The organism is Actinospica robiniae DSM 44927, from assembly GCF_000504285.1.
GTDB lineage: Bacteria > Actinomycetota > Actinomycetes > Streptomycetales > Catenulisporaceae > Actinospica > Actinospica robiniae.
Window position 1 is genome coordinate 8,156,512 of record NZ_KI632511.1, and the last position, 16,482, is coordinate 8,172,993.

Sequence of the window (16,482 nt, forward strand, 5' to 3'; positions counted from 1 at the left end):
GTAGTACTACAGGTGTACCGCTGAATCGGTCGTGGTACCACAATGGTGGTCCCTCTTGGCCGAATCTTGACCGAATCGACCTATTCTTCGAAGCAGGACCGGCAGAAGGATCTACACATGACCTCGTACCGCGATATCGCCGACCGGATGGCGGAGGAAATCCTTCTGCAAGAGCTCGAGCAGGGCTCCCGCCTCCCCTCGGTCCGGGACCTCGCGGCGCAGTACGCGGTCTCGGCCAAGACCGCGCACGCCGCGATCAGGGAGCTGCAGGGCCGCGGCCTGGTGCGTTCCTATCGCGGCGGTACGATCGTCTCCCCGTTCCAGTCCATCCCGACCCCGGCCGAGCGGCTCGAGCGGGCGCTGACCGGCGCCGGGGCGCTGCGTCCGATGGAGCGCGGCCACGTCAGCTACGCGGGCTGGGCCGGGCCGGACGTGGCCAGCGACGACTGGCACGTGCGCCATGTGCATCAGGATGTTTACGACGTGCTCAAGCTCACCCCGGACGTGCGGGTGGGCCGGCGCGAGTACGTGATCTACCATCGCAAGCGGCTGATCTCGCTGACCGTCTCCTGGCACCCGGCCGCCGTGGTGGAGCGGGTGCCCGCGCTGCTGGTGGCCGAGCCGATCGTGCAGGGCACGCTGGCCGCGCTGGCCGAGGCCGGCATCCGCTTCGGCGCCCCGGCCCAGACCCACCTCACGGCCCGCCGGGCCACCGAGCGCGAGGCCCGGCTGATGGGCACGGCCGTGGACGACCCGGTGCTCGCGGCCGTCTCGCTGCGCGAGGACGCCGAGGGCACGCCGGTGGAGTACGTCGAGACGGTCTACCGGGAGATGGAGATCCTCTCCTTCAACCTCTGATCACTCGGTGCGGGCCGCCTCGGCCTGCCGCTGCTGGTGCGCCTGGATCGCGGTGATGGCCACGGTCGTGACGATGTCCTGCACGGTCGCGCCACGTGACAGATCATTGATGGGCTTGCGCAGCCCCTGCAGCACCGGGCCGATCGCGAGCGCGCCGGCCGAGCGCTGCACGGCCTTGTAGGTGTTGTTGCCGGTGTTCAGGTCCGGGAAGACGAAGACGGTGGCCCGGCCGGCGACGGGCGAGTCGGGCAGCTTGGTCGCCGCGACGGCCGGTTCGACTGCCGCGTCGTACTGGATCGGCCCTTCCACCAACAGATCCGGCCGCAGCCGGCGCACGATGCCCGCCGCCTCGCGCACCTTGTCCACATCAGCACCCTGACCTGATGTGCCGGTCGAGTAGGACAGCAGCGCCACCCGCGGCGGCACCCCGAACTCCTCGGCCGTGCGCGCGCACTGGACCGCGATGTCGGCCAGCTGCTCGGCGTTCGGGTCGGGGTTGATCGCGCAGTCGCCGTAGACGAGCACGCGGTCCGGCAGGCACATGAAGAACACCGAGGACACCAGCCCCGCGCCGGGCGCGGTCTTGATCACCTCGAGCGCGGGCCGCAGCGTCGAGGCGGTGGAGTGCACCGCGCCGCTGACCATGCCGTCCGCAAGGCCCTGATGCACCAGCATGGTGCCGAAGTGGTTGACGTCGACGACCGTGTCCAGGGCCTGATCCAGCGTCACACCCTTGTGCCGGCGCAGCTGGGCGTAGATCTCGGCCAGCCGCTCGCGGCGCGGATCCAGCGCCGGGTCGTTCACGCGGACCCGGGCCCGGGTGGAGTCTTCCTCCGGCTCTTCCCCGGCCGGTCCGCGCTCGGCGCCGCGCTCGAGGTCGGGATCCAGGCCGGGATCCAGCCCCAGGTCGAGCCCGAGGTCGGCCAGCTTGCGCCGGATCGCGGCGTGCGCGCCGAGCAGGGTCAGGTGGCAGACGTTGCGCCGCACCAGCACGTCGGCGGCGCGCAGGATCCGCTCCTCGGTGCCCTCGGCCAGCACGATCTCGGCCAGCCGCGGGGTGCGCGCCCGCTCGATCAATTCGTGCTCGAACATCATCGGCGTGACCCGCTGCGGCCGGTCCAGCTCGATCCGCGAGGTGAGCTCGGCCACGTCCACGTGCAGGTCGAACAGCCCCAGCGCGGTCTCGGCCTTGCGCGGGGCGGTCGCGGTGATCCGGCCCTCCAGCGGCGCGAGCAGCTGCGCGGTGGCGAAGCTCAGCTCCGGCACGACCACCACCGGCGTGCCCGCGCCGAGCCGCGCGGCCAGGCCCATCACCTGCGGGTCCGGGGTCTCGCCCATCGTCAGCAGCACGCCCGCGATGGCCGGGGCGCCCGCGGTGTGCGCGGCCAGCGCGCCGATCAGCAGGTCGGTCCGGTCTCCCGCGGTGACCACCAGGCAGCCGGGGTGCAGCGCGCCGAGGAAGTGCGGCAGCATCGCGCCGCCGAGGACGTAGCCGCGCACGTCCCGGTCCAGCCCGTCGGCGTCGCCGAGCAGCACCTTCCCGCCGGCGGCCGCGACGACCTCGGCGACGGTCGGGGCGGCCAGCGCCGGGTCGTCCGGCAGCACGTACGCCGGAACGGCCGACGCCGCCCGGAGCTGACGCAGCGTCGACTCCCGCTCCGCGGCCGGCACCCGGTTGGCGAACAGCGCCAGCACGTTGCAGCCGAGCGTGGAGTACGCGCGTTCGGCGTTGCGGCTCTCCGCCGCGACCGTGTCCGCGGTCTGCCGGTGGCCGCCGACCACCGGCACCACCAGCGAGCCGAACTCGTTGGCCAGGCGCGCGTTGAGCGCGAGCTCGTCCGGGATGCTGGTCTCGGCGAAGTCCGTGCCGAGCACGAGCACGGTCTCGCAGTGCCGCTCGACCTCGCGGAACCGGTCGAGGAGCACGGAGACGAGCTCGTCCTCGCCGCGTTCGGCCCGCAGTGCGGCGGCGGCCTCGTAGTCCATGCCGTAGAGCAGCCCGGGGGACAGCCCGATCCGGTAGCGCGAGCGCAGCAGGTCGACCATGTCGTCGGTCGGCCGGTGGGTGAGCGGCCGGAACACCCCGACCCGGTCCGAGCGCCGCGAGAGCAGCTCCATCAGGCCGAGTTCCACCACCTGCCGGCCGTCGCCGCGCCCGATGCCGGTCACGTACACGCTGCGGGTCACGCGGACGCCCTCAGAGGTCGAATTCCGAGCGGCGCGCCTCGGGCACCAGCCCGAGGTAGTCCGGGTGCTTGGCGATCCACCCCCGGAAGAACGGGCAGAACGGCAGGACCTCGTTCCCGGCCGCCCGGGCGTCGTCCAGCGCCTTCTGCACCAGCCGCCCGGCCAGGCCCTGGCCGCTGTAGGCGGAGTCGACCTCGGTGTGGGTGAAGGCGATCTGCCCGGGTCCGCGCTGGTAGTCCGCGAAGCCCGCGAGCTCCCCGGCCACGTGCACCTCGTAGCGCTCGGACTCCGGATGGTCGGCCACTTCCACGTCGGCGTCCGCGGTGCCGCCGGCTGCCTGCGCCTCGCTCATCGTCGTGCTCTCCCGTCGTCGGATCGGCCGCGCCCGCGTACGCCGTGGCCGTGTCCCGCCTCGCCTGGCGTGCGCGCGTGCACGACAATCTTCGCATCAGCATGGAGAGGAGCGCGCCGTGAGCAATCTGGACCGCAGTCCGGTGGTGACCGTCCGCGGCGGTCTGGCCGAGGTCGCCGCCGAGCCCGTGCGCGAACTGCTCGCGCCCAGGAGCGTGCAACTGGGTGAAAGCAGCGAGGTGCGCCGGCTGCTGCCCAACATCCACCGGCGGATGGTCGGCGCGTGGTGCTTCGTGGACCACTACGGTCCGGACGACATCGCGGACGAGCCCGGGATGCGGGTCGCCCCGCATCCGCACTGCGGCCTGCAGACGCTCAGCTGGCTGCACCAGGGCGAGGTGGAGCACCGGGACAGCCTGGGCAGCCTGGCCACGATTAGGCCGTACGAGTTGGGCCTGATGACGGCGGGTCACGGGATCGCCCACTCGGAGCAGTCGCCCGTCGCCCATCCGGCCCTGCTGCACGGAGCGCAGCTGTGGATCGCGCTGCCCGACGCCAGCCGCGAGACCGGGCCGGCCTGGGAGCATCACAGTGATCTGCCGGTGGTGCGCACCGCCCACGGCCTGAGCGCGACCCTGATGCTCGGCGCCTTCGACGGCGCGGAGTCCCCCGGCACCACGTACTCCCCGATCGTCGGCATGGACCTCGACCTCGCCCCGGGCGCGGCCACCGCCCTGCCGCTCGAGCCCGACTTCGAGTACGCCGCGCTCGCCATGACCGGACTCGTCGACGTCGACGGCGTCCCGGTCGAGCGCGGCACGATGCTCTACCTCGGCTGCGGCCGCCGCGAGCTGCGGCTGCGCAGCGAATCCGGCGGCGCCGTGATGCTGCTCGGCGGCGAGCCGTTCGAGGAGCGGATCGTCATGTTCTGGAACTGGATCGGGCGCAGCGGCGAGGAGATCGCCGGCTACCGCGAAGCCTGGCAGGCCGGCGAGCGCTTCGGCACGGTGTACGGCTACGACGGCGCCCGCCTCGACGCGCCGCCGCTGCCGGGCGTGCCGCTCAAGGCGCGTGGACGGGTGCGGGAGGGCTGACGCAGGGCGCTTGCACGGCCGTCAGCTTCCCGCGGCGCTCCTCAGCCGAACTCGCGCAGCACCGCGTCGCTCACCGCGGCGTGGTGCCGTTCCCCGTCCCCGCGCCCGACCACGAGGTTCGTCAGGTACACGTACACCAGGTCGCGGCCCGGATCGGCCCACGCGCTGCACACGTAGCTGCCGTTGTGCCCGAAGGTGTCCGGGTCCGGCGAGGTGCCCATCGCGGTCGCCGCCCGGCCGGCCGCGCCGCCGAGCTGGAAGCCCTCGGCCCAGCGGATCGGTATGCGCAGCAGCCGGTCCTTCTCGCCCTTCTCCGTGGTCGGACGCAGCGCCGCTCCCACCGTCTCCGGGAGCAGGACCCTGATGCCGTCGATCGTCCCGCCGAGCAGCATCATCCGGTACAGCCGCGCCACGTCGGCCGCGGTCGCGGTGACCGTGGCCGCCGGCACGACCGCCTTGCGCACCGCCGGACGGTTGAAGTACACGCTGCGCACGTAGGACGCGAGGCCGCCCGAGTGCACCCGCAGCGGGGCCAGCCGGTGCTCCTCGCCCGGCGGCACACCGAGGTGCGTATCGTGCAGGCCCAGCGGCTCGAGCAGCATCTGGCGCGTGTACGAGCCGATGTCCATGCCGCTGACCCGGCGCACCAGCTCGCCGAGGACGAAGCCGTAGCTCAGGATGTGATACGCCGCCACTTCGCCGGCCGGCCAACGCGGACGCGCCCGCTCGGCCGCCGCGATCGAACGGTCCCAGTCGGTCATGATCCGGGCGTCGCCCAGGATCGAGCCGGTCGAGGTCGGCGCCCCCGACCGGTGCTGGAGCACGTGCCGCACGGAGACGTCGTACTTGCCGCCGCCGGCGTACTCCGGCCAGTACGTGCACACCGGCGCGTCGAGATCGATCAGCCCCCGCTCGGCGAGGTGGTGCACGGCGAGCGCGGTCAGCGGCTTCCCGGCGGAGAACAACAGGAACAGGGTGTCGGGCGCGCACCCGACCGAGGCGTCCACGAGTGTCTCGTCGCCGCGCTGCACGTAGAGCCGGGCCATGCCTTCGCGTCCGGCGGCGAGATCGAGTGCGGTCGCGGTCGCGGTGGCAGGGCTCATGCCCGACGAGACTACTCCCGCGGCCCCGGCCGCTCCGGCGCGTGGATCTTCGACGCGCCGGGAAACGCCGGACGCCGTCAGGCCATCGCGGCGGCCGGCGCGTCTCCGGTCCCGTGGTGGACGGGGAAGGCGTCGGAGCGGGCGCACGCGGCCGCGCCGACGAGGCCCGCGTCGGTACCGAGGCGGGCCGGGACGACGGTCAGGTCGCGGGTGAAGGAGAGCGTGGCGTAGTGGCCCAGCCATGAGCGCAGGGGGGCGAAGAGCACGTCGCCGGCCTGGGCGACGCCGCCGCCGATGACCACCAGGTCCAGCTCGACCAGGGCGGCGGTGGCGGCGATGCCCGCGGCCAGGGCCTGGGCGGCGCGATCGAACGCGGCTTGGGCGGCGCGGTCGCCGGCGCCGGCGGAACGGGCCACCGCCGCGGCGGAGCCGTCGGAGTAAGGGCCCTGCGGCACCCAGCCGAAGGACAGGGCGCGGCGGGCGATGGCGGGGCCGCCGGCGAGGCGCTCGAGGCAGCCGTGGCCGCCGCAGGGGCAGGCCTCGCCGTCGAGGTCGACCGTGATGTGCCCGATGTGGCCCGCGTTCCCGGTCGCGCCGGGCATCACCCGGCCGCCGAGCACGAGGCCGCCGCCGACGCCGGTGGACACGACCATGCACAGCGCGTTCGCGTATCCGGCCGCGGCGCCGTGCAGGTGTTCTCCGGCGGCCATCGCGACGGCGTCGCCGGCCAGTGTCAGGGGCCTGTCGCCGACGGCGGGGTGGCGGGCGGTCTGCGCGACGAGCGGGAAGTCGCGCCAGGCGGGGATGTTGACGGGGGAGACGGTGCCGCGTCCGACGTCGACTGGGCCCGCGCTGCCGATCCCGAGCGCGCAGACCTCGCCCCACTCGGGCGCCGCGGCGAGTTCGTCGAGGACCTCGGCCACGGCGGCCATGACCTCGTCGGCGGCCGCCGAAGCGGCGGAGGCGAAGGAGCCGAGCGTGGGTGTCTGCCGGACCGTCCCGTAAAGCACCTGGCCCGCGGCGTCCACCAGCCCACCGGCTATCTTCGTGCCGCCGATGTCGATGGCCGCGACGAGGCCTGTGCCCGCCGAGCCGGTCCCCGCCGCAGTCGCCGTCGGCGCCGCACCCGGCGCGGCGGCCGAAGCGGCCGTGGTCGTGGCGGCCGCTTCGGTTCGCTGCGCGGTGTGCTGACGCGACGAGCCCATGTCGTCTCCTTCGCCTCCGGCCGGATCCCGGCGCGATGGTTTCACTGAACCGGTTTAGTGTCAAGCGGTCCGCCGCCTCCGTGCCGGGCCCGGCCGCACGGACCAGTAGGGTCGGGGCCGTGGATCACAGTGCCCAGGCCGCGGACGGCTCCTCACCCGCGTCGGAGCGGCTCTTCGGCACCGGCGCGACCGTGGCCGCGTGCGTCGCGTTCGTGCTGCTCGGCTCGGTCAACGCGTTCTTCGGCCCGGCCATCCCGGCGCTGCGCAGCCGGTTCGGCCTCGAGCCCGCCGGCGCCGGCGCGGCGCTGAGCATGTTCTTCGCCGGAGCCGTGGCCGGCGTGCTGATCGCCGGCGTGGCCCACGCGCGCATCCGCAACGACCAGCTGCTGACGGCCGCGCTCTCGGTCATGGCCGTCGGGGCCGCGGGCTTCGCGCTGGCCCCGAACTGGCCGCTCGCGCTCGCGGCCGGCCTGCTGTGCGGGTTGGGCGCAGGGGGCATGGACTACGGGCTCAACGCGCTCTTCTCGGTCGGCTTCGGCGTGCGCAGCGCGGCGATGCTCGGCATCCTCAATGCCTGCTTCGGCCTCGGCGCGGTCGCCGGACCGCTGCTGATCAGCCTCGTCGGCGTGACCCGCTACCCCGTGGCCTTCGGCATAGCCGCGGCGCTCCTGGTCGTGGCCGCCTTCTTCCTCCGCGCCGTGCGCACCGTGCGCGCGGATCCCGCAGCTCACCCGAAGGATCCGGGCGAGCACGAGGCGGCAGAGCTCGATGGGCCGGTTCGCAGACGCGTCGGCGGCCCTGTCCTGGCGCTGGTCGCGGCCTTCCTTGCGCTCTACGCGCTCCAGGTCACGGTGGAGACCGGCGCCGGCGCCTGGGAGCCGACCTTCCTGCAGGACGAGCTCGGCCACACCGCGGCGGCCGCTTCGACGATCACCTCCGGGTTCTGGCTCATGCTCACCGTCGGCCGGCTGCTCATCGGCCCGATGACCGACCGCTGGAGCGCCGCCTCGATCGTCACGGTGAGCTGCATCGGGACGACGGCGTGCCTCGCACTGGCGACGGTGCACCCGCTCGCACCCTGGGCGTTCGCCGGGGCCGGGCTGTTCAACGCCCCGGTCTTCCCGGTGGCGCTGCCCTGGCTCAGCCGGTCCGCGCCGCGGGTGCGCTGGGCCGCGACCGGCGCGATCCTCACCGCCAACATCGGCGGCGCCGCGGCCGGCCCGGCGACCGGCCTCGGCATCGAACGCTTCGGAACCGGCTGTGTCCCCTGGCTTCTCGCCATCGTCTCCGCGCTCTGCGTGCCGCTCGCGTTGGGCCTCGCCCGGGCGACGCGCGGCTCGGCGCAGCCCGCTGCGGCGATGAGTCCGGAGCCGTGCCCGGCGGTCGGTGCGTGACCGGCCGCCGGGGGAGCGGCACTGCTGTCAGCTGGCGGCGGTCATCGCCTTGGCGTGGGCCGAGAGCAGCTTCGCCAGGTCGTTCGTGGAGTTCGACGCGTCGTTGAACCACATGACGCGGTAGCCGTCGTAGTCCGGGTAGAACGAGCCGTCGTCGACGCGGGAAGTCAGCAGCCAGAACTGGTCGCCCGCTCCGCCGCCCGCGAGCACGGCGTCCGTCCACGCGGTGTATCCGGCGGCGCGCGCGGCCTCGTCCTGGATCACGGTGCCGTCCACGCTCAAGCCGTATTCCTCCACCACGACCGGCTTTCCGGCCGCGGCGCCGTCGGCGAGGTGGTCCTGGATCCACTTCGTGCCCCAGGCCACCGGGTCGGTGCCGTTGTTCGACGGGGTCTCGCCCCAGCCCTGCGGGTAGAGGTGCACGGTGCCGTAGTCGATGCTCGGCAGGGCGATGAAGTCCTTCCAGCGGTCGCCCTCGTAGGTCGAGTACGGGTAGTCGTAGTTCGTCGGGTCGCCGTAGAAGCCCTCGTCGCCGACCGCGACCAGCTGACGCGGCGCCAGGTGCTTGAGGTACGCGCTCATCTCGGTGATCCACGCCAGCACCGGCGCGCCGGTCTTGTCGCTGCGGTTGCGCGGCTCGTTGGCGAGTTCCCAGGTCATGATCGTGGGGTCGTCGCGGTAGGCGAGGCCGGTGTAGGGGTTGCGGCGGCCGATGACGAACTTGGCGTACGCCTTGTAGCAGTCCTTGATGGCCGGGGTCGTATAGAACTTGTCGTGGTTGACCGCGTCGCCGTAGCTGTCGTCGGGCAGGCCGAGGAACCAATCGACGTACTGCGCCATGCCGCCGTAGTCGGGCCAGTTGTTCACCAGCGGCAGGACCAGTCGCAGACCGAGGACGCCCGCCTTGTAGATCGCGTAGTCGAGCGCGTCGAAGGCCGACTCGTCGTAGGTGTGGGGCGCGGTCTGCAGGGCGGTGTAGCCGTGGCCGCTGCCGTCGGCGAACGCCCAGGCGCGCACGACCGAGAGCCCGGCTGCGGCGATGTCGTCGAGCGCGGCGTCGATCATGTAATGCGACTGTTGATGCAGGTAGTAGCAGTTCGTCCCGCCGAAGCGGAACGCGTCGCGCCCGATCGTGAAGCCGGCGCCGCCCTTCGCCACCCGCACGAACGGACGCGGGCCGGCGCCGGATCGGGCGCTGTCGGCGGCTGCGGCGGTGTCGGCGTGCGCGGCGGGGGTTTCGGCGATCAGGGCCGCGCCGGCCACGCCCGCCGCGGTGATCAGGGCTTTGCGGCGCGTGGTCGAGATTTCCCGGGAATTCGGCGCTTCGTCGCGCATCAAGGGGACTCCTCACAGGAGTTGCGGGCGGGATTCGTCTGCTCCGTGCCGCCCGCCAGCCAAGCACTATACCGGTTAAGTGTCAACACTCGGCACGCTAGGCTGGCAGGGAGGCGAACGGCCCCTGACCGCCGCGGGCCGAGCCCGCGCGAGCATCGAGAGAGGTGGGCAGGGTGGCCACGAAGCCGCGGCCGGCGCGCCGGCCCACCATCGCGGACATCGCGGCGCGGGCCGGACTGACCAAGGCCGCTGTATCTTTCGCGCTCAACGGCCAGCCCGGCGTCTCGCCCGCCACCCGCGAGCGGGTGCGGGCCATCGCCCGGGAGATCGGCTGGCAGCCCAACACCGCGGCGCGCGCCCTGACCGACGGCCGGGCCGGGGCGTTCGGCCTGGTCATCGACCGTCCGGCGGGCTCGCTCGGGGTCGAGCCGTTCTTCATGCAGCTCGTCGCCGGCATCCAGGGCGAGCTCGCCGAGGAGCGTTCCGCACTGCTGTTCACCGTGGCCGAGGACCACCGCGCCGAGAGCGAGCTGCACCGGGCCTGGTGGGCGCAGCGCCGGGTGGACGGCGTGCTGCTGGTGGACCTGCACGTGCACGACCCGCGGGTGGCGGTGCTCGAGGAGCTGGGCCTGCCCGCGGTGGTGGTCGGCGCGCCGGAGGGTTCGGGCGGGCTGCCCGCGGTGTACACCGACGAGGCCGCGAACGCCCGCGTCATCATGCGCCACCTGGCCGAGCTCGGCCACACCCGGATCGGCCACGTCACCGGCATGTCAGACCTCTGGCACACGCGGCTGCGCACCGCGGCGCTGGCCCGCGCGGCCGAAGAGCTGGGTCTGGAGACGACGGACGTGGCTGCGGACTACACCGCGGCTTCGGGCGCGCAGGCGACCGAGAAGCTGTTGCGGCGCAAGGACCGCCCGACCGCAGTGGTCTACGACAATGATCTCATGGCCATATCAGGGCTCGGTGAAGCCCGGCGGATGGGGCTGGCCGTGCCGGAGCAGCTCGCCATAGCCGCCTGGTACGACTCGGTCCTGTGCCACCTGGTCGACCCGCCGCTCACCGCGCTCGGCACGGACGTCGCCGCCTACGGCGCGCGGGCCGCCCGGGCGCTGATCGAGCGTGCGGCAGGCGGCGATCCGGGACATCGGCGCGAGCCGTCGGCCACCCTCGCGGTGCGAGGTTCGACTGTGCCGCGCTGAGCCGAGGAGAGGAGTGACGGTGGAGGACTGGAACCACAACAGCGCCTACTTTCCGCTCGTACTGCGATCGACGCCGTCCGGCTGCCGCGACGTCCTGGACGTGGGGTGCGGCGACGGGCGGCTGGCTCGGTCGCTGGCCGGGCCCGGCCGGCAGGTGCTCGGGCTCGACCCCTCCGCCGACATGATCGGGCTCGCCCGCGCGCGCGGCGCCGGCGTGCCGGGGCTGAAGTTCCGGCAAGGCGCCTTCCTGAGCCAGCCGTTCACGCCGGAGAGCTTCGATCTCGTCTCCTTCGTGGCGAGCCTGCATCACATGGACCAGCGGGCCGGGCTGCTGCGCGCGGCCGAGTTGCTGCGTCCCGGCGGGCGGCTGGTCGTGGTCGGGCTGGCCGCGACGCGCTCGCCGATGGAGTGGATCGTCAGCGGGCTCTGCCTGCCCGTCGTCCGACTCAACAATCTGCGACCGAGCTACGCCATGGCCCCGGGGATGCCGGTCAAGTCGGCCGACCTGAGCTGGCGGGAGGTGCGCTCGCTGGCCCGCCGGGTGCTTCCGGGCGTGCGCTACCGGCACCGGCTCTACTACCGGTACTCGCTGGTGTGGACCAAGCCGGCCTCGGCGGATCGATCAGTGTCCTTCCGATCAGTGTCCTGATTGGTACATCAGAACTCTGGTGCACTCGGCCGCGAGGTGGTGGAATCGGGCACCGTGGATTCCAGCAGCCCGCTGCGGGCGGACGATCCGGGACTGGCCGACGCGGTCGCCCGCAACCTGGCCGAAGCCGTCGCCCATCTCAACCGGCACACGCCCGGAGCGGGCGCGCGGGTCGAGGCCGACCTGGTCTTCGCCGACAGCGGCGTGGCCGATCCGACCTTCAACGCCGTCGCGTACGTCCGGCTCGATCCGGGCACCGCGGGGGCGCGGATCGAGCAGGTGCTCGCCCGGATGGCGCAAACCGGCCGGCCGTTCGTCTGGTGGGTGGACCCGGGAACGACGCCCGCGGATCTCGGAGCGCGGCTGCTGGCGGCCGGGCTCGCGCAGGTCGATGCGATGCCGGTGATGGTGCTGCCGCTCGAGAAGGCGCCCGTCGCCTGGACCGCTGCGGATCACGCCGGCGCGGAGCCGGAGATCCGCGAGGTGCTGACGGCAACGCAGTGGGCTGACTTCTGTGAGGTCCTGCTCTCGTGCTGGGACGCCGGACGGTCGCCGATGCGCGAGTTCTTGGCGCGTGCACGGCTTTCCGCGCTCGCTCCGGACGGCCGCGGCCGCTTCCTCGTGGGCTACGTCGACTCCGTGCCGGTGTGCACCGCCGACGTTCTGCTGCACGCCGGCGTCGCAGGGATCTACAACGTCGTCACGCGGCCGGAACACCAACGGCGCGGCTACGGCACGGCGATCACGGTCGCGGCGCTCGAACTCGCCCGCGACGCCGGCTACCGTACCGCCTCGCTCCAGGCGTCCTCGCAGGGCCGACCGGTCTACCAGAGACTGGGTTTCGAGCAGGTCGGACAGTACGCCATCTATCAGATCGGCGGCTGACGCCCGGGCGGACGGTTCGGCCGCGACCGAAGATTCCCGGGCTTACCGTGGAGTCATGGCAGCCAAGGAGCACCGCTTCTCCCGGTACGCCGACGTCGTCGAGGCGCTGGCCGACCCCGTGCTCGTCCCGATCCCGCCGCGCGAGAGCGACGAGGCGCCCGAGATTCCCGCCCCCGGCACCTCGGCCTGGCTGCGGGCCACCGTGGCCCGCTTCGCGGCGGGACCGACCCATCAGCGCCGCCGGACGACGGTCGAGGCCGATCTGCAGCGGCTCGACCCGGTCGCCCTGCGCCGCGCCGCCACCGGGGCCGCCGCGCGAGCGGCCCGCATCGGCGGTGCGCCGGCCGACGCGCGCTCACTCGCAGTACGCGTTCTGGCCGAGGCGTACGGACTGCCCGACCCGGACGCTGTCGCGGCCGACGTCCGCCTCGTCGCAGGGGTCTACTTCGGTGGGCACGACGAGGCCGCCGACGCCGCGGTCGCGCGGCTCATGGCCGTGCTGATCTCCGCCGACGAGCCGCTGCTGCCGAGCACGGAAGAGCACGAATCCGAAGCCCGGTTGGAGGCCGCGGCCAATCGGATCGGCATCCTCGTCCAGGCCTGCGATGCGACCGGCACGCTCGTCGACAACGCCTTGCGCGCGCTGGCCGAGGATGGCGGCGACCAGGAAGTCGACGAGATCTTGGCCGAGACGCTGCGGTACGACCCGCCCGTGCGCACGATGCGGCGCATCGCCTTGCAGGCAGCCGCGATCGGCGGCGTCGAGGTCCGTGAAGGGGACACCGTGACGCTCGACATCGCCGCCGCCAACCGTGAGCCGGAAGTCTGTCAGCAGCCCACCGGCTCGTTGACCTTCGGCGCGGACCCACGGCATTGTCCGGGCTGGCGGCACGCTTTCGCTCTCGCGGCCGGGATCCTCGACCTCAGCCGCGCACCGCAGATGACGCGCAACGGACCGACCGAACTGGATGAAGCCGCATGAACCACGCCGCTACGTTCGCCGCGCTCCATTACCAGGCCACGCCGCTCCTGCTGCCCAACGCCTGGGACCACGCCTCGGCCGCCGCACTCGCGCAGGCCGGCTTCCCGGCCGTCGCCACGACCAGCATGGGTGTCGCGGCGTCCGCCGGATTCCGTGACAGCGCGGGCGATACCCGCGCAGCCACGCTCGCCGTCGCCCGAGCACTCGGCGGCGGCTCGTTCCTGCTCTCCATCGACGCCGAGGACGGCTACTCCGACGACCCCGAGCAGGTCGCCGCGTTCGCCCGCGAGCTCGCCGACGCGGGCGCCATCGGAATGAACCTCGAGGACGGCCGCAGCGACGGCACGCTCACCGACCCGGAGCGGCACGCAGCCAAGATCGCAGCAGTGAAGGAAGCCGTACCAGAGTTCTTCGTCAATGCTCGTACAGATACCGTCTGGCTGGACCTGCGCACGGACGAGACCATCGCGAGGCTCACCCGCTACCGCGACGCCGGTGCTGACGGGGTATTCGTACCCGGACTCGCAGATGCGAGCCGAATCTCTGTGATCGTCGAGGCCGTGGACGCGCCGCTCAACCTGCTCTACTCGCCCGCCGGACCCGGCCTGGCCGAGCTCGCGGACCTCGGTGTGCGCCGGGTCAGCCTCGGCTCGCTGCTCTACCGCGTCGCACTCGGCGCCGCCCTCGACGCCGCGGAAGCGATCCGGCAGGGCCGGACGGTCGGTCAGGGCATGCCTTCCTACGCCGACGTGCAGGCACTCGCCGACGAAGGGCCGGCCTCGTAGCCGGATCCGGCTCAGCTCAGCGGCACGCCCGAGCTGACCCGTTCCAGCATCTGCCGCAGTGTGACGACCTTGGGGTGGTCCATCGCCTCGAAGATCTTCAGCGAGCTCGCCAGCATCTCGGCCGATTCCTCGCGCCGCCCCTGAGCGGCGAGGAAGCCGCCGAAGAACTGCCGGGCCTGGGCCTCGTTGCGCAGCTGGCCCACGCCGGCGCTGAGCTCCAGGGACTCGCGGAAGCCCGCCTCGGCCGCATCCGCGCAACCGCCGGTGCGCCACCGCGCCTCGGCCTCGATCAGCAGACCGTCCGCGATGATCAGGCCGTTGTTCTGCTCGCGGCCGAGCTCGACCGCCTCCGCGCCGGCTCTTCCGGCCTCCTCGGCGCGGTCGGCGAGCAGCAGGGCGTGGCCCAGGTTGTTGAGCGAGCGGGCCAGCGGCAGCCGATTGTCGGCGGCGCGATAACGCTCGACCGCCTGCGCGCCGTAGTCGATCGCCTCGTCGTAGCGGCCGGACTCCCAGTGCACGATGCACAGGTTGGTCAGGGTCGCCGCGATCATCGGCACGAGCCCGCCCTCGGTGGCTATCTCGAGCGCCACCCGGTAGTCGTACACTGCTTCCTCGAACCGCATGACCTCGGTCAGCGCCTGCGCGCGGCTGCTGCGCATGCGCCCCTCCACGACGCGGTCGCCGAGCGCGTGCGCGCACCGCAATCCCGTCTCCACGGCAGCGATCCAGTCCGCCCGGTTGCTGCGCATGAGGAAGAACGGCCACATCGCGTGCGGCAGCCGCCAGCCGAAGTCGTACAGGCCGTTCGCCTCCGCGAGTTCGCCCGCGGCCAGCAGGTTCGCCCGCTCGGCGTGGTACCAGGCGATCGCGCCCTCCGAGTCGGTCAGCGGCTCCGGCTGCGCGGCCGAGGGCGGCAGCTCCAGCCAGGGCCGGCCCGGATGCGCCAGATGCCCGGCGAGGTCCGCGCTCGCGGCGTACCACAGCAGCAGCCGCTCCAGCGCGTCCCGGCGCTCCTGCTCGGTCTCGGACTGCTCGGCCCGCTCGGCCGCGTAAAGCCTGATCAGGTCGTGGAAGCGGTAGCGCTCGACGGCCGGGGACTCCAGCAGGTGCGCGTCGACCAGGGATTCGAGCACGTATTCGGCCTGCTCCTCGTCCACGCCGAACAGGGCCGCCGCCGCGCGCAGGCCGATGTCCGGGGTGGCGACCAGGCCGAGTAGGCGGAACGCGCGGGCGGGGGAGATGCCCGAGCGCCGGTCGGCCGGCTCGCCCGAAGCGTCCTGCGCGAGCTGGGCGTAGCTCATGTCGAAGCTGGAACGGGTCGCGAGATCCCCGACCGCGAGCTCGTCGAGCCGGCGATGCTGGTCGGCCACCCGCTCGGCGAGGGTCTGCACGCTCCAGTCGGGCCGCGTCTCGAGCCGGGCCGCGCAGATCCGCAGCGCCAGCGGCAGGCCGGCACACGCGTCGAGCACCGCCGCGGCGGCCTTGGGCTCCCGGGCCACCCGCTGCGCCCCGGCGACGTTCTCCAGCAGGCTCAGCGCCTCCGGGTAGCTCATCGGCTCCAGCTGCACGTGCCGCGCCGCCGGCAGATGCGCGAGCTGGACTCGGCTGGTCACCAGTACGCCGCAGAGTTCTGATGCAGGAAGCAGGGGTCTGATCTGTGCGGCGTCCCGGGCGTTGTCGAGCAACACCAGCAGCGCCCGATCGCGCACGACGCTACGGAACCGGGCGGAGCGCGCCTCCAGCGAACCGGGCACGTGCTCGGCCGGCACGCCCAGGTCGGTGAGCCACTGCGCGAGCACGTCCGAGGGGTCCGTCGGGCTCTGGCTGACCCCGTCCAGGTTCGCGTACAGCGCGCCGTCCGGGTACTGCCGTTCCGCCAGCCGTGCCACGTGCACCGCCAGGCTGGTCTTGCCGATCCCGCCGCCCCCACAGACCACTGCGATGCACGGCCGGCCGAGCTGTCCGTCCGGCTGCGGCACCAGAGCCTGCAGCAGCGCGCCGATCTGGGCGGCGCGGCCGGTGAAGTCGTCGATGCCCGGAGGCAGCTGCGAGAGCCGGCAGGCGGCCCCGGCGGCCGTATCAGCCCCCTGCGCGGCGTCGGCCGAGCGCTCCGCCGCCGCCCGCGCCAGCAGCCGGGCCAGGCGCGCGCCGTCGGCGCCGGTGAGCTCGGCGAATCCGGCCAGCGCGTCCGCCGTGACCAGCCGCTTGCCGTTGAGCCAGCGCTCCCAGGAAGCGCGGCTGTAGTGGGTCCGCCGCCCGATCTGGCGCAGCGAGAGCCCGGCCGCCTCCTTGGCCGCGCGCAACTCCTCGGCCAGACGGCGGGCCGCTTCGTTCGCCGCCATCGCTTCACCTCCCTCGCACCGGCACCGTGACGTCCCCCATAGTACGGAGGATGACGGGCCGGTGACGAGACGTCAGGAGGCCGCGCCGGCGCGGAATCGGACCGGGCTGC

14 protein-coding genes are annotated in these 16,482 nt (G+C 73.2%); 8 read left to right on the forward strand and 6 right to left on the reverse strand.

Annotated elements, in window-relative coordinates:
* Positions 1-117: 117 nt before the first annotated feature.
* Positions 118-858 (forward strand): GntR family transcriptional regulator, encoded by a 741-nt coding sequence (locus tag ACTRO_RS35245; protein ID WP_034270213.1) that lies wholly within the window; start codon positions 118-120, stop codon positions 856-858.
* Here the strand turns inward: ACTRO_RS35245 and pta are convergent, their stop codons facing one another.
* A complete protein-coding gene (gene pta, locus ACTRO_RS35250; RefSeq protein ID WP_034270216.1) occupies positions 859-3,045 on the reverse strand; it encodes a phosphate acetyltransferase in 2,187 nt (728 codons plus the stop codon).
* A 10-nt stretch (positions 3,046-3,055) separates the two neighbouring features.
* On the reverse strand, positions 3,056-3,397 hold the full coding sequence (locus ACTRO_RS35255; protein WP_051451866.1) for a GNAT family N-acetyltransferase: 342 nt from the start codon (positions 3,395-3,397) through the stop codon (positions 3,056-3,058).
* 118 nt (positions 3,398-3,515) lie between these two features.
* Between ACTRO_RS35255 and ACTRO_RS35260 the strand changes: the two genes are divergently transcribed.
* A complete protein-coding gene (locus ACTRO_RS35260; protein ID WP_034270222.1) occupies positions 3,516-4,490 on the forward strand; it encodes a pirin family protein in 975 nt (324 codons plus the stop codon).
* A gap of 41 nt (positions 4,491-4,531) precedes the next feature.
* Here ACTRO_RS35260 and ACTRO_RS35265 read toward each other — a convergent pair whose 3' ends face one another.
* Together ACTRO_RS35265 and ACTRO_RS35270 are read right to left on the reverse strand one after the other, a co-directional pair.
* Positions 4,532-5,593 (reverse strand): serine hydrolase domain-containing protein, encoded by a 1,062-nt coding sequence (locus tag ACTRO_RS35265; protein WP_034270224.1) that lies wholly within the window; start codon positions 5,591-5,593, stop codon positions 4,532-4,534.
* A 77-nt stretch (positions 5,594-5,670) separates the two neighbouring features.
* On the reverse strand, positions 5,671-6,798 hold the full coding sequence (locus tag ACTRO_RS35270; protein ID WP_084316754.1) for an ROK family protein: 1,128 nt from the start codon (positions 6,796-6,798) through the stop codon (positions 5,671-5,673).
* Between the two features lie 119 nt (positions 6,799-6,917).
* Between ACTRO_RS35270 and ACTRO_RS35275 the strand changes: the two genes are divergently transcribed.
* Positions 6,918-8,192 (forward strand): MFS transporter, encoded by a 1,275-nt coding sequence (locus ACTRO_RS35275; protein WP_051451867.1) that lies wholly within the window; start codon positions 6,918-6,920, stop codon positions 8,190-8,192.
* Positions 8,193-8,219: 27 nt separating this feature from the next.
* On the opposite strand, the gene ACTRO_RS35280 is transcribed toward ACTRO_RS35275, so the two are convergent.
* Entirely contained in the window at positions 8,220-9,527 is a 1,308-nt protein-coding gene (locus ACTRO_RS35280; protein WP_051451868.1) for a glycoside hydrolase 5 family protein, read from the reverse strand.
* A gap of 173 nt (positions 9,528-9,700) precedes the next feature.
* Here ACTRO_RS35280 and ACTRO_RS35285 point away from each other — a divergent pair, with 173 nt between their 5' ends.
* Genes ACTRO_RS35285 through ACTRO_RS46295 form a run of 5 tightly spaced genes read left to right on the forward strand, consistent with a single transcriptional unit; the run spans position 9,701 to position 14,030 of the window.
* A complete protein-coding gene (locus ACTRO_RS35285) occupies positions 9,701-10,729 on the forward strand; it encodes a LacI family DNA-binding transcriptional regulator (RefSeq protein WP_034278171.1) in 1,029 nt (342 codons plus the stop codon).
* A gap of 19 nt (positions 10,730-10,748) precedes the next feature.
* Positions 10,749-11,378 (forward strand): class I SAM-dependent methyltransferase, encoded by a 630-nt coding sequence (locus tag ACTRO_RS35290; protein ID WP_211244512.1) that lies wholly within the window; start codon positions 10,749-10,751, stop codon positions 11,376-11,378.
* A gap of 54 nt (positions 11,379-11,432) precedes the next feature.
* Complete coding sequence (locus ACTRO_RS35295; RefSeq protein ID WP_169739987.1) at positions 11,433-12,263, forward strand: GNAT family N-acetyltransferase; 831 nt, start codon at positions 11,433-11,435, stop codon at positions 12,261-12,263.
* A gap of 55 nt (positions 12,264-12,318) precedes the next feature.
* Positions 12,319-13,245, forward strand: coding sequence for a cytochrome P450 (locus tag ACTRO_RS46290; RefSeq protein ID WP_084316756.1), 927 nt, complete (start codon positions 12,319-12,321; stop codon positions 13,243-13,245).
* The gene (locus tag ACTRO_RS46295) at positions 13,242-14,030 is read left to right on the forward strand and encodes an isocitrate lyase/PEP mutase family protein (RefSeq protein WP_084316757.1); all 789 of its coding nucleotides are present in this window, start codon (positions 13,242-13,244) and stop codon (positions 14,028-14,030) included. Before ACTRO_RS46290 ends, ACTRO_RS46295 begins: the two co-directional genes overlap by 4 nt.
* Positions 14,031-14,041: 11 nt before the next feature.
* Here ACTRO_RS46295 and ACTRO_RS35305 read toward each other — a convergent pair whose 3' ends face one another.
* Positions 14,042-16,372 (reverse strand): ATP-binding protein, encoded by a 2,331-nt coding sequence (locus ACTRO_RS35305; protein ID WP_051451871.1) that lies wholly within the window; start codon positions 16,370-16,372, stop codon positions 14,042-14,044.
* Between the last annotated feature and the right edge of the window lie 110 nt (positions 16,373-16,482).